Origin of the sequence: Pseudomonas sp. G5(2012) (assembly GCF_000408945.1) — a bacterium.
Classification (GTDB): domain Bacteria; phylum Pseudomonadota; class Gammaproteobacteria; order Pseudomonadales; family Pseudomonadaceae; genus Aquipseudomonas; species Aquipseudomonas umsongensis.
On sequence record NZ_APIO01000198.1, the window covers coordinates 1 to 14,076 of the forward strand.

10 protein-coding genes are annotated in these 14,076 nt (G+C 63.5%); all 10 read right to left on the reverse strand.

The annotated features are described in order from the left end of the window. A partial coding sequence (locus PG5_RS32415; RefSeq protein ID WP_052024762.1) for an ABC transporter ATP-binding protein occupies nucleotides 1-1,635 on the reverse strand: 1,635 nt, incomplete at its 3' end. Between the two features lie 2 nt (nucleotides 1,636-1,637). Then, nucleotides 1,638-2,465, reverse strand: a complete 828-nt coding sequence (locus PG5_RS32420) for an ABC transporter permease (RefSeq protein WP_020801311.1) — start codon at nucleotides 2,463-2,465, stop codon at nucleotides 1,638-1,640. A gap of 3 nt (nucleotides 2,466-2,468) precedes the next feature. Beyond that, complete coding sequence (locus tag PG5_RS32425) at nucleotides 2,469-3,428, reverse strand: ABC transporter permease (protein WP_020801312.1); 960 nt, start codon at nucleotides 3,426-3,428, stop codon at nucleotides 2,469-2,471. A gap of 160 nt (nucleotides 3,429-3,588) precedes the next feature. Then, nucleotides 3,589-5,187 (reverse strand): ABC transporter substrate-binding protein, encoded by a 1,599-nt coding sequence (locus PG5_RS32430; protein WP_020801313.1) that lies wholly within the window; start codon nucleotides 5,185-5,187, stop codon nucleotides 3,589-3,591. A gap of 97 nt (nucleotides 5,188-5,284) precedes the next feature. Beyond that, nucleotides 5,285-6,700 (reverse strand): aldehyde dehydrogenase family protein, encoded by a 1,416-nt coding sequence (locus PG5_RS32435; protein WP_020801314.1) that lies wholly within the window; start codon nucleotides 6,698-6,700, stop codon nucleotides 5,285-5,287. Then, nucleotides 6,693-7,883, reverse strand: coding sequence for a pyridoxal phosphate-dependent aminotransferase (locus PG5_RS32440; RefSeq protein ID WP_020801315.1), 1,191 nt, complete (start codon nucleotides 7,881-7,883; stop codon nucleotides 6,693-6,695). Before PG5_RS32440 ends, PG5_RS32435 begins: the two co-directional genes overlap by 8 nt. Nucleotides 7,884-7,907: 24 nt before the next feature. Then, nucleotides 7,908-9,515, reverse strand: a complete 1,608-nt coding sequence (locus tag PG5_RS32445) for a 5-guanidino-2-oxopentanoate decarboxylase (RefSeq protein ID WP_020801316.1) — start codon at nucleotides 9,513-9,515, stop codon at nucleotides 7,908-7,910. A gap of 10 nt (nucleotides 9,516-9,525) precedes the next feature. Continuing rightward, nucleotides 9,526-11,625, reverse strand: a complete 2,100-nt coding sequence (locus PG5_RS32450) for an acetate--CoA ligase family protein (protein ID WP_020801317.1) — start codon at nucleotides 11,623-11,625, stop codon at nucleotides 9,526-9,528. A gap of 17 nt (nucleotides 11,626-11,642) precedes the next feature. Next, complete coding sequence (locus PG5_RS32455) at nucleotides 11,643-12,803, reverse strand: acyl-CoA dehydrogenase family protein (RefSeq protein ID WP_020801318.1); 1,161 nt, start codon at nucleotides 12,801-12,803, stop codon at nucleotides 11,643-11,645. A 44-nt stretch (nucleotides 12,804-12,847) separates the two neighbouring features. Further along, on the reverse strand, nucleotides 12,848-13,639 hold the full coding sequence (locus PG5_RS32460) for an enoyl-CoA hydratase/isomerase family protein (protein ID WP_020801319.1): 792 nt from the start codon (nucleotides 13,637-13,639) through the stop codon (nucleotides 12,848-12,850). Nucleotides 13,640-14,076: the final 437 nt, after the last annotated feature.

The window sequence follows — 14,076 nt, forward strand, 5'->3', positions numbered from 1 at the left end:
GGGGGGTGTGTTTGTGTGGGCGGCGGCTCGGGTGCCAAGAGGGGGCGGGGGCAGGGGGGGGTCCTTTGGGGGTTGGGAGAAAAACAGCGCCCGGTTATAGTCTGGAGGGGGGGGGGTAAAAATAGCCCTGCGCGAGCCATGATCCACCACCCTGCCCCGTTGCATCACCAGCACTTCGTCGGCAATCGCGCGCACGGTGGCAACGTCATGGGTAATGAACAGGTAGGCGACGCCGAGCTGTTGCTGAATGCGGTTGAGCAACTTGAGCACACCTTCGGCCACCAGTTGGTCGAGGGCCGAGGTGACTTCGTCGCAGATGATCAGTTGCGGGTCGGCGGCCAGGGCTCGGGCGATGCAGATCCGCTGTTTCTGTCCACCAGATAATTCCCGGGGCTGACGCTCCATGAACGTTGCCGGGTCCAGTTCGATCATCTCCAGCAGCTCGGCCACCCGCGCGCGCATGGCCTTGCCCTTGAGCCCCAGATAGAACGTCAGTGGCCGGCCGATGATGTCGACGATGCGCTGGCGCGGGTTCAGCGCCGTGTCGGGGATCTGGTAAATCATCTGCACGCGCCGCAGTTGCTCCTTGCTGCGCTGGCGAAAGTCCGCTGGCAGTAGTTCGCCGTCATACAGCACTTGACCTTGGGTCGGTGGCAACAAGCCGGTGATCAACCGCGCCGTGGAGCTTTTGCCGCTGCCCGATTCGCCGATGACCGCCAGGGTCTGGCCGCGATACAGCTTCAAGGAAACGTCATGCAGCACCGGTTGCCGCCCGTAGCTGGCGCAGCTGTTGCGCAGTTCCAGCAGCGGCTTTTCCTGTTGCGGGCAGGCTTTGGCTTCGGTGCGGAAACTGCGCACCGCCCACAGTGACTTGGTGTATTCCTCCTGCGGGTCACCGAGCATCTTGCGGGTCTCGGCCTCCTCCACCAGCTTGCCGTGGCGCAGCACCATGATGCGGTCGGCCATCTGCGCCACCACCGCCAGGTCGTGGCTGATGTAGATCGCCGCGCTGCCGTAGGTCTTCACCGCATCGCGAATCGCCGCCAGCACCTCGATCTGGGTGGTGACGTCCAGGGCGGTGGTCGGTTCGTCAAAGATGATCAAGTCCGGATGGCAGGCCATCGCCATGGCGGTCATGACCCGTTGCAGCTGGCCGCCGGAGAACTGGTGCGGGTAACGCTGGCCGATCTGTTCGGGGTTGGGCAAGCGCAGCACGCGGTACAACTGCACCGCCTCGCGCATTGCCTGTTCACGGCTGATGCCACCGTTCTTCACCGCCGTTTCCACGTGCTGATCGATCAAGCGATGGGCCGGGTTGAACGAGGCTGCCGCACTTTGCGCGACGTAGGCGATGCGCAGGCCGCGCAGTTTGCGCAATGCCTCGGGTTTGGCCTTGAGCAGGTCGATGCCGTCGAAATGCACCGTGCCGCCGGTGATCTTGCAGCCGTCGCGGGTATAGCCCATGGCAGATAAGCCGAGGGTCGATTTGCCCGCCCCGGATTCACCGATCAGCCCCAGCACCTCACCACGTTGCAGGGTCAGGTCGATGCCCTTGATCAGCGGATGCCAGGCATCCTCGTAGTGACCTTCGATGTGCAGGTTGCGGATTTCCAGCAACGGTTTGGATGTCGTCATGTTCAGCACTCCTTGAGGCCGCTGGACTTGTGCAGCATCCAGTCGACGACGAAGTTGACGCTGACCGTGATCAAGGCCACGGCCAGGGCGGGCAGTAAAGGACTGATGTCGCCAAAGGTGATCAGCACCGCGTTGTCGCGCACCATGCTGCCCCAGTCCGCGGTGGGCGGCTGGATGCCCAGGCCGAGGAATGACAACGCACTGATGAACAGGAACACGAAGCAGAACCGCAGGCCGAATTCGGCAATAAGCGGCGCCGCTGCATTGGGCAGTACCTCGCGGGTGACCAGCCAGCACAGGCCTTCACCGCGCAGGCGCGCGGCCTCGACGAAGTCCTGCACCACCACGTTCATCGCTACGGCGCGGGACAGGCGAAACACCCGGGTTGCATCCAGCAGCGCGATCACCAGCACCAGTGAGGTGGCCGTGGTGCCGACCACACTGAGAATCAGCAAGGCAAAGATCAATTGCGGAATGGCCATCAGGATGTCGACGACCCGCGACAGGCCCTGATCGACCCAACCGCCCTTGATCGCCGCGATCAGGCCGCAGGTGCCACCGAGCAGGAACGCCAGCACCGTGGTCAGGAACGCGATGCCCAGTGTGTTGCGCGCACCAAAGACCAGGCGGCTGAACATGTCGCGCCCCAGGTTATCGGTGCCCAACAGGAACTGCCCGCCCCACGGCGCGAAGCCCTCGCCCACCACCTGGGTTTCGCCAAACGGCGCCAGCACCGGGGCGAACAGCGCCACCAGGATATACACGACGATCACCAGTAATCCGAACTTCGCACTCAGCGGCGCCCGGAGCAATTCTTTAAGCAGGCTCATGGTCTACCCCTTTGGATGCATCAGGCGTGGGTTGCTGGCAATCGACAGCACGTCGGCACTGGTATTGAGCAGGATGTAGGTGGCGGCAAAGATCAGGCTGCAAGCCTGGACCACCGGGATATCGCGCTTGGCCACCGAGTCCACCAGCAACTGGCCGAGGCCCGGATAGACGAACACCACCTCGACCACCACCACGCCAACCACCAGGTACGCCAGGTTCAGCGCCACCACGTTGACGATCGGCGCCAGCGCGTTGGGCAAGGCATGACGGAAGATGATGCGCGACTGGCTGATGCCCTTGAGCCGGGCCATTTCGATGTAGGGGCTGGCCAGCAGGTTGATCAAGGAGGCGCGGGTCATGCGCATCATCTGCGCGATCACCACCAGACTCAGGGTCGCCACCGGCAGCACCGAGCGCTCCAGTACCTCACCCAGACTGGCGTTTGGCGAGAGGTTGGAAATGCTCGGGAACCAATTGAGCTTCACCGCGAACACCAGGATCAGGATGTAGGCAACGAAGAACTCGGGGAACGACACCGCGCTCAGGGCCGAGGTGTTCAGCAGGCGGTCGAACCAGCTGTTGCGGTACAACGCCGCGAGCATGCCCAGCAACAATGCCAAAGGCACCGACACCAACGCGGCCAACAGCGCCAGGCTGAAGGTGTTGCCCAGGCGACTGCCGACCAGTTCGGCGATAGGCCGCTGGTTGGCCAGCGATACGCCGAGATCACCGTGCAGCAGTTGCCAGATCCACTGCCCGAAACGGGTCAGGGGTGGCAGGTCCAGGCCCAGTTGCGCGCGATAGGCCGCCACGGTTTCCGGGGTGGCGGACTGGCCGAGCATAGCCTGGGCGATATCGCCCGGGAGCAGGCCGACGGCGAGGAAGATGATGACGGATACCGCCAATAGCGAAAGCAGGCCTAAAGCCAGACGCTGCCCCAATAACTTGAAAATACTCTTCATCGTGCAGTCCTAGAAATGGGCACCTTTTTATGATCGTTCCCACACTGTGCGTGGGAACGATCACCGATTCACCGTGCGATTCCTTACGAAGATCACAATTTCCCCTGTAGGAGCGAGCATGCTCGCTCCTACAGGGGTTTTTCATTGGTTTGGCGAGCGCTTATGCCTGCCACCAGCGTTCGATCACGCGCAAGCCGTCGAGCTCTCCGTATGGCGCGGTCTGCCCGCCGTGGGCCACACGGTTGGAACGCGCCGCCACGGAGCTGGCGAACAGCGGCACGATCGCCCCGCCGTCGTCCCGGCACAGCGCCTGCATTTCGTTGTACATCTCACGGCGCAACGGCTCGTTCATCTCGCCCCGGGCCGCGTTAAGCAGCTGGTTGAAACGCGGGTTGTCCCAATGGGTTTCGTTCCACGCCGCGCCCTTGGCGTAGCCGATGCTGAACATGCGGTCGGCCGTCAGGCTGCTGTACCAGAACGAGGTGGTGAAGGGTTGCTTCATCCAGACGTTGGAGAAGAAACCGTCGGCGGGCTCGCGCACCACGTCGATGTCGATCCCGGCCGCACGGGCCTGTTCCTTGAACAGCACCGAGGCATCGACGGCGCCGGTGTACGCCGCGTCGGAGGCCTGCAGGCGCACCTTCAGCGAATCGAGACCGGCCTTTTTCAGGTGGAAACGCGACTTGTCCGGGTCATAGGTGCGCTGTTCCAGCGCGGTGTTGATGAAGCGGCTACCGGGCTGGATCGGATGATCGTTGCCCACCAGGCCATAGCCGTACAGCACTGAAGCCAGTAGTGTTTCGCGGTTGATTGCGTGCTTCATCGCCAGGCGCACGTCGTTGTTCTGGAACACCTGGCTGTCGGTGAGCATCGGGAAGGTGTAGTGCTGGGCACCCTTGGTTTCTTCGATGACCAGGTTCGGGTTGCGCTTGAGCAACGCTACGGTCTTGAGGTCGACCTTGTTGATCACGTCCACTTGCCCGGTGACCAGCGCGTTGACCCGCGCTGCGCCGTCGGCGATGGCGATCAACTCGGCACTGGCGAAATGCGCACGCCCGGCTTTCCAGTAATCGGGGTTGCGTTCCAGGGTCATGCGCACGCCCGGTTCGAAGTCCTTGAGGCGATAGCCACCGGTGCCGGCGCCAGCCTGCCAGTCCGCCACGCCGTCCTTGCTCGGCAGGATCGCCAGGTGATAATCGGCGACCACATAGGAGAAATCGGCGTTGCCCGAATGCAGTTCGAACACCACGCTGTCGCTGCCATTGGCGCTGACCTTGGCCACGTCGCCCAGCACGGTCTTGGCCGCCGAGGTGGACTTCTCGCCGAGGTGATGCTGGATCGACGCGACCACGTCATCGGCGGTCAGGCTCTTGCCGTTGTGGAAGGTCACGCCCTGGCGCAGCTTGAAGGTCCAGACGCGGGCATCAGGGGTTGAGGTCCAGCTCTCGGCCAGTTCCGGAATCGCGGTGCCGTCTACGGCGATTTCAGTCAGGGTGTTATAGACCGCCGAGAAACCGACGAAGGTAAAGGTGTCCGCCCAGGACCCCGGGTCTTTCGAGTCGGTGGTACTGCCGCCGGCAAGGCCCAGGCGCAATATGCCGCCCGGCTTCGGCGTGGCTTCTGCAGCGAAGGCGCCTGTCGGCAAGCCCATGGAGAACGCCCCGGCCACCGCCACGGCGGCGCTGTACTTCAGGAAGTCCCTGCGCGGGAAACTGAATTCATTGTTCGCTTGAGTAATCTTGTTTTTGTTATCGCTCATTGCATTGCCCCTGATAAAAGCTAATGAAATACCCGTGCAAAACCACGCAAGACACCGGGCCTGGGCCCGGTGCATACAGTCTTTGAATCGTTGACGGTCACACCTGGATCGCCTTCACTTCGACGAATTCGCCCAGCCCCTCTTCCCCCCATTCACGCCCGTTACCGGATTGTTTGTAGCCGCCGAACGGCGCCTGATAATTGAATGCCGCGCCATTGAGGAAGCATTGCCCGGCGCGCAACTGTCTGCCCAGTTGCAAGGCACGCTCGGCACTGCCGGCCCAGACCCCGCTGGACAGGCCAAACGGCGAGTCGTTGGCGATCTGGATCGCCTGCGCCTCATCCTCATAAGGGATCAGGCACAGCACCGGGCCGAAGATTTCTTCCTGGGCGATGCGCATGCGGTTGTTAACGTCGGCGAACAGCGTCGGGCTGACGTAGTAGCCACGCTCGAATTCCGGCGCCGCGTCGCCACCGCACAACAGGCGTGCACCCTCTTCCTGGCCGATCCTGATGTAGTCGAGCACGGTGCGACGTTGCCCGGCGGAGCACATCGGGCCAAGGAAGCTCTGCGGATCCAGCGGATCGCCCATCTTCAGGCTCAGGGTTTCCTCCAGCGCAATTTCCAGCGCCTCGGCATAACGACTGGCCGGCAGCAGCATGCGGGTCAACGCGGTGCAGGTCTGGCCGGAGTTGATCATCACGTCCTGGACGCCATAGCGCACCGCTGCCTCCAGATCGGCATCCTCGGCAATCAGCAACGCCGACTTGCCGCCCAGCTCCAGGCACACGCGCTTCACCGAAGGCGCGGCGGCCTGAGAGACGCGAACGCCGGCGCCGGTGGAACCGGTGAACGACACCATGTCCACGTCCGGGTGTTTGGCCAAGGCTTCGCCGACCTTGGAGCCCGGTCCGCTGACCAGGTTGAACACCCCCGCCGGCAGGCCGATGTCCTCGATCATCTGGGCCAGCAAGAACGCGTGCAACGGGGTTTCCTGGCTTGGCTTGACCACCACCGTGCAACCCGCCGCGAGCGCCGGGGCGAGTTTGCCGATCAACTGGTGCAGCGGGTAGTTCCAGGGGTTGATGAACGCACAGACGCCCACCGCCTCGCGGTACACCCGCGAGTTGCCGACTTCGCGCACTTCGTCCATCAGTCCTGCGAGTTCTACGTATTGTTCAAGGCCAATGATCGGCCCGTCCACTTGCACCGAACGGCACCATTGCACCGGCATCCCCAGTTCAGTGGTGATCACCGAGGCCATTTCATCGGCGCGAGTCTTCAGTTGTTCCGCCAACGCACGGATGTAACCGGCACGCACGCTCGACGGAATGCGCGACCATGGACCAAAGGCCCTGCGTGCAGCAGCCACGGCGTTGTCCACATCGCGTTCATCGCCCAACGGCACGCTGCCCGCCACTTCTTCGGTGGCCGGGTTGATCACTTGCGCGATGCCCTGGCCCGACGGGACTTGCCAGCGTCCATCGATAAACAGCGACTTGTGATTAAGCATGTAGCTGAGCCTCCATCAGTTCCTGGGCGCAACGGGCGATGCGCTGGCAGGCATCGCGCAAGGGTTCAGGGCCAACCACCAGGCCGAGGCGAATATGCCCGGCCGCGCTCGGGCCGAACGCTTCACCGGCGAGTACTGAAACCCCGTGGCGATCGAGCAGGCGATCAGCGAACGCCTGGGCGCTGAGCCCGGTTTCACGGATATCGAGCATCACGAACATCCCGCCATCGGGCTTCAGGGCACGCACGCCCGGGCAATCGGCCAGGTGCTCGCACACCAGGTCGCGACGCTGGCGATAGGCTTCGCGCATGGCGTCCAGTTCCGGCAGATCACTTTCCAATGCCACGACCGCCGCATCCTGAACGAAATCCGGCGAACCGTAGAGCATGCACAGCGCGAGGTTTTCCAGGTGCGCAGCCAGGGACGGCGGCGCCACCACCCAACCCACTCGCCAGCCGGTCATGGCGTGGGATTTCGACAGGCTGTTAAGGGTCGCGGTGCGCTCGGCCATGCCCGGCAGGCTCGCCGGGCTGACGTGTTCGCCGTCGAACAGCAGCTCGCTGTAGACCTCATCGGAAATCAGCCACAGGTCGTGGGCGATGCACAATTCGGCCAACGCTTGCCAGGTGCTGCGCGGCAGGCTTGCACCAGACGGGTTGTGCGGACTGTTCAGCGCCAGGGCACGGGTACGCGGGGTGATGCGCGCGGCGACGTCTTCGGGCATCACGCGAAAGCCGTTCTCCGAACGCACCGGCACCGGCACGACCTTGGCGCCGCAAGCGCCGAACACCGCTTCGTAGGTGACGTACATCGGCTCGGCGACGATCACTTCATCGCCCGGATTGAGCACGCACTGGGCCACGCTGAACAGCGCGCACTGGGCGCCGGCCAGCACGGTGACTTCGTCCGCTGTCACCCGCTGCCCGCTGCGTTGATGGTGGCGCTTGGCGATGGCCTCCCGCAAGGCGCGCTTGCCGCGAACCTCGGCATAGTGGGTGTTACCGGCCAACAGACTGTCGATGGCGCCCTGCACGATGGGTTGCGGCGTGTCGAAATCCGGGTCGCCCACGGACAACAGCAGGATGTCCTTGCCCTGCTCCAGCATGGCCAGTGCACGGTAATGAATATCCCAGGCGGCAGCGCCGTCACCGGCGATACGTTGAGTCAGATCGGAAAAGCGCATGGCTTCATCCCCTTGAAATACAAATCAGTGTGCGCAGGCATGCTTGAGTTCGATCAGGGTCACGCCGTTGCGCTTGAAGCCGTGGCGCAGGTCCGTTTGCAACTCGGCCAGGCTTTGCGGTTGGTTCACCGTGCAACCGAACGCGCGCCCGAGGGCCGCGAAGTCGGGGTTGCGCGGCAGCACGCCGATGGGCTCGATATCCAGGCCAAGCATGTCGTCACGAATCTGCCCCAGCGCATCGTTGTTCCACAGCAACACCACCAGCGGGCTGTCCAGTTCCTCGACAGCGGTTGCCAGTTCCTGCGCGGTGTAGAGGAAACCGCCATCGCCGACCAGCACCAGGCCCGGGCGTTGCGGCGCACCGAACTTGGCGCCAATCCCGGCCGGCAGGCCGTAACCCAAGGTGCCGTAGCCGGTCGGGTGTAACCAGCTGCGGGTCGCGGCACTGTCGAACGCGTAGTTGCCGGTGTAGGCCAGTTGAGTCATGTCAGTACTGATGAAGGCGTTTTGCGGCAGCTCTGCGGCAATGCGCTCAAGAATCGACTGATGAATCGATTGCAACGGGCCATGGCTGGCCTTGACCGCTTCACGCAGTGCGCTGACCGAGGCAATCGCAGCGCTTGCATCACGTACCTCGGATGGCAGTCGCTCGAGCAGGCCACAGAGGGTTTGTTGCGCATCGCCATGCAAGGCCACGGCGCAAGGGTAGAAGTCGTTGAACTTGCGCGGGTCGATGTCCACTCGCAGCAGCTCAGCGTTGAGCGGCAGGCGCTCACGCCAGAAGTCGGTGTCGGCCATTTCGGTGCCGACCGCCAGCACCACGTCGGCCTCGGCGATCAGGTTCCAGCCCGGTTCCACACACAGTGAGGAACCGGCGTTGAGCGGCGCATCCGGTGGCAACAAGCCCTTGCCCGCGACACTGGTGAACAGCGGCGCAGCCAGTCGGGTGCTGATTTCCTGCAACTGCGAGGCGGCATCGAGTGCACCGCCACCGGCGATGATCATGGGTCGTTTCGCACCGTTGAGCTTGGCCACGGCTTGATCGAGTGCAGTGGCCGATGCCGGACCGCGCCCCGGACGGCGTACCACGTCATTGCTCCAGTCACGGGCGATCGGCGCCGACAACACGTCCAGCGGCACCGAAATGTGCACCGGGCGCGGACGCTCGCTGTCGAACACCGCATAGGCACGGGCGATCAACTGCGGCAAGTCTTCGGCAGTCAGGGCCACCGCTGAGAATGCAGTGATCGGCGCCGTCATTGCGCGCTGATCCTGGCACTCGTGCAGGATGCCCCAGCCCTTGCCGAGGCTGGCCGTGTGGTTGACGCTGGATATCACCAACATCGGAATCGAATCGGCGTAGGCCTGGCCGATGCCGGTGGCGGCATTGGTCACACCGGGACCGGTGATCACGAAGCACACGCCGGGTTTACCGCTGACCCGGGCATAGCCGTCGGCCATGAAACTGGCGCCTTGTTCGTGGCGGGTCAGCACGTGGCGAATGCCGCTGCCGGGCAGTCCGCGATACAGCTCAAGGGTGTGTACACCGGGAATGCCGAACACGGTATCGACGCCGTAGTTGGCCAGCAGGCGCACCAGCGCCTGGCCACCGGTCAAGGTTTTGTCTTGCATATTCAGGTCCTCACGCATGAGCGATGCGAATCAACGCATCGACCGCGGTCGTGCCATCGGCACCGACCAACAATGGGTTCACATCGAGCTCCAGCAGTTGCCCGGCGTTTTCGCAGGCGTAGTCGGCCACGGCGCGGATCGCCGCTACCAGCGCGTCGAGATCCGCCGCCTGGCGACCGCGGAAACCTTGCAGCAACGGGGCGCTGCGCAGGCTCAGCAAGGCCTGGCGGATCGCGCCGTCGGTGGTCGGCAGCAACAGGCTGCGACTGTCCTTGAGCAACTCCACCAGAATCCCGCCGGCGCCAATCACCAGCGCCAGGCCAAAATCGTTTTCGCGCTTGATGCCAACGATCAGCTCGGCCAATGGCGGCTTGGCCATGGGTTCCAGCAGCAGTTGATCGAAGGCCACCTGCGGCGCGTACGCGTTGATGCTGGCGCGCATCCTGTCCAACGCGGCGCTCAAAGCGGTGTCGTCCTTGAGATTCAGTGCCACTGCACCGGCTTCGGTCTTGTGCGGCAGTTGTGCGCTGACGACTTTGACCACCAACGGATAGCCCAGCGCCGCGGCGTCCTTCAGCGCATTGTCCGGTGTGCTCAACACGCCGTCGGGCGTCGGCAGGCCGAATGCACGCAAGGCCTGCTTGGAATCCCATTCGTTGAGCAGTTGCCCTTCGCCCGCCAGCGCTTGAGGGCACAGCGGCACCAGTGCCGACTCGCCCAGCGTCAACAATGCCTGGCGCTTGCGTGGGTATCCGGCGATACGCCCCCACGCCGCCAAGCCGTCTTCGACGCCCTGCAAGGCCGCCACACCCTGGGCATGCAAATGCTCACGGGCGTGAGGCGGCAGCAGTTCCGGGAAAGCCGAGGTGACGAAACCGGTCTTGCCGTGACGTTCCAGCGCCTTGCAGTAGAGGTCGAGCAACAGGTCGCATTCCTTGCGCTCGCCGGTAAATTGCGCCGGGTAGTCGAGCACCAGCATCGCTGCATCGGCTGGCGTGCGCAGGGCGCTGTCGAGCATGCGGCCCAGGGCTTCGCCGTCCCCCCAGATGGCGGTGGTGAAATCCAGTGGGTTGACCAGGTTAGCGTAGCTGGGCAGCACTTGTGCCAGTTCGCTGACTTGCCCGGCATCGAGCTTGGGCAAGCCCAAGTCGTTGCGTTCGGCGTAGTCGGCGATCAGGCCAGCATCGCCACCCGAGCAGGCTAGCGCGATCAGACTGTTGCCCGCCGGCAGGTTTCCGCAGGCCGCCGCTTTCAGGGTTTCGACGAAACTCACGGGGCCGCTGACGCGGATTACCCCGAGGCGATCGAACAGCGCGTCGTACAGTGCATCGGAACCAGATAGCGAACTGGTGTGACTGAGGGCCAGTTCGGCACCGATCTGCGACACGCCGGTTTTCAAGGCGATGATTGGAATGCCCTTCTCCAGCGCCTTGTGCGCGGCGCGGGCAAAACCCGGGACGTTCTTCAGGCCTTCCAGATGCAGGCCGATGGCGGTGACGCGCGGCTCGTCGAGCAGCACGTCCATCAGTTCGGCCACCCCCAGTTGCGCCTGGTTGCCGACCGAGGCCATGTAGGCCACCGGCAGCGAGCGGTCGCTCATGGACAGGTTGTAGGCGAAATTGCCGCTTTGGGTCAGCACCGCCACGCCCTTCTCCACCGCTTTGCCCCCATGGGCCACCGGCCACAGCGCGCTGCTGTGCAGGTAGTCGAGCAGGCCGTAGCAGTTGGGGCCGAGCAAGGCCATGTCGCCCGCGGCTTCAAGCAGCTGCTGTTGCAAGGCCTGGCCTTCGGTGCCGGTTTCGGCGAAACCAGAGGCATAGCAGATAGCGCCGCCGGTGCCGATGGCGGCCAGTTGTGAGACGCAGGTCAGGGTCAGCTCACGGTTGGTGGCGATGAACACTGCGTCCGGCCCGCACGGCAGGTCAGTAATGTTTCGCACGCAAGGCACGCCTTCGAGGCTGTCGTGCTGCGGGTTGACCAGCCACATTTGCCCTGGGTAGCCGCCCTCGGCGCAGCGCTTGAGGGCGCGGGCCATGCTGCGCCCGCCGACAAAGGCCACATGCCGTGGCGCGAGCATGCGCTTGAGGTTGTCACGAATAGTCTGGGACATGGCAATTCTCCGGGCGATCAGCGCAGCAGCGGCCGCAGCAGTTCGCGGGAAATGATGTGCCGCTGGATTTCCGAGGTGCCTTCCCAAATCCGTTCGATCCGCGCATTACGCCAGATACGTTCCACCGGACCTTCGTCCATCAGGCCCATGCCACCGAATATCTGCACCGCCTCGTCTGCCGCGCGACCGAGCACTTCACTGGCGAACAGCTTGGCCATGCCGGCCTCACCATCGGTCATGGTGCCCTGGTCCATTTTCCAGGCGGTGTGCAGGGTCAACAGTTCGGCGGCGCGGATTTGCGTGGCCATGTCGGCCAGCTTGAACGACACGCCTTGGTAGGTGCCGATGGCCTGGCCGAACTGTTTGCGATCGGCCGCCCATTGCAGCGACACGTCCAGCGCCCGTTGCGCCTGGCCTACGCAGTTGGCGGCGACCATCACCCGGCCGGCTGTGAGCCAGGCGTTGGCCACGTCCCACCCCTTGCCGACTTCGCCCAGGACCTTATTGGCCGGTACGCGGCAGTCGTCGAAGAACATTTCGAAGGTGTGGTAACCACGGTTGCTCACACACTTGGGCCCCCGGCGGATGGTCATGCCCGGGGTGTTGCGGTCGACCAGGAACGAGGTCACGGCGTTGCGCTTCTTGCCGTTGTGTTCGTAGGTGTCGGTGACGGCAAAGACGATGGCGAAATCGGCGTGCCCGGCGTGACTGATGAAGTGTTTGCTGCCGTTGAGGACAAAGTCGTCGCCCTCACGCACGGCGCGGGTCTTGATCGCGTTGGCGTCGGAGCCGGCACCTGGTTCGGTCAGGGCGAAGCAGTCGATTTTCTCGCCTTGGATGCACGGCAACAGGTAGTCGTTGATCTGCTCGCCGGTGCAGGCCATGAGGATCTTCGACGGCCGCGCGACAAACACGTGCAGCGCCCAGGAGACCTTGGACAGCTCACGTTCGATCAGTGCCTGGGACAAGTAATCGAGGCCACCACCGCCTACCTCCTCGGGCATGTTGAAGGCATAGAAACCGGCGGCGATCGCCTTGCCACGGATCTGCGCGGCCAATTGCGGGGAAACTTCGTCGGCGCGGTCGACCTCGGTTTCATAGGGCAGCAGTTCCTTCTCGACGAAGCTGCGTACCGAGTCCACCAACATTTCTTGTTCTTGAGTCAGTTGGAAATTCATGGGTGCTACCTGTTGTTCGAGTGCTGTTAAAGGTTTACCGAGGGTCAGCGACCGATAAAACGCGCCGGGCGTTTTTCCGTGGCGGCGCGCAACGCTTCGTTGCCGTCTTCGCTGCGACCGCACAACAGGCCGGCAGCCAGTTCCGCTTGCAGTTGCTCGGCCAGGCTGCGATCGGCGCCTTCGCGCATGAGCTTTTTGGTCTGGGCGAAGGCAAAGGTTGGCCCGGCGGCCAGGCGTGCGGCGAGCTCGCCAGCGACGCTCAATAGTTGATCGTCAGCGCAAACTTCGCCGACCAGGCCAGCGGCCAGGGCACGGTCGGCACCCCACAGTTCGTCGAGGAACAGCAGCCGTTTGGCTTGCTCGGTGCCGATCAACCGTGGCAGGTGCCAACTGGCGCCGGCGTCTGGCGAGTAGGCCATGCTGGTGTAGCCCGCCTTGAACCGGGCCGACTGCCCGGCGATGCGCAGGTCGCAGCACAGGGTCAAGTCCATCCCGGCCCCGACGGCGGTGCCGTTGATGGCGGCGATGCTCGGTTTATCCAGGCTGTGCAAACGGGTCATCAGGGCGTGGGCGGTTTCGGTCCAGCCGTAGGTTTCCAGTGCGCCACGCGCCTCGGCTTCGGCCCATTCAGCCAGGTCGGCGCCGGCGCAGAAACTGCGACCGCTACCCGTCAATACCACCACGCGCACCGCAGGATCAGCGTTGAAGGCGTCGAGCAAAGCGTGCAGGTTTTTTAGCGTCGGAATGTCCAGCGCATTGCGCTGGGCGGTGCGATTGAGGGTGATCCAGGCAACGCCGGCTTCGACCTGACTGAGCAGAGAATCGTGGGTAGTCATGCGAATCCTCGAATTATTGTGATTGGTCTGAGGTGATGCGACTTGAGGCCATACTAAACGAGTGTTCAGTAAGGCGGCAATTACTCGTGAGATTGGCTGTAACAAACCAAAATCCGCGTAAGCATCTGTTTTATCTGGATTATTTATCTAGATTCAGCACTGCGCGTTTGGCGCTGTTACAACTTCGAACAACTACCGACAGGCGGCTGTAGGAGCGAGCATGCTCCGGGCGGCGTTCCGACGATGGTCACCAACGATTACGCGGGAAACCTGACACCCCGCGGCGTTCTCGGGTTCATCGCGAGCATGCTCGCTCCTACAGAGAGGCCCGAAACAACTGTGGGAGCGAGCCTGCTCGCGAAGGCGGCACCACATTCAACATTTCTGTTGACTGGTGCACCGCTTTCGCGAGCAGGCTCGCTCCCACAGGGGGGGTG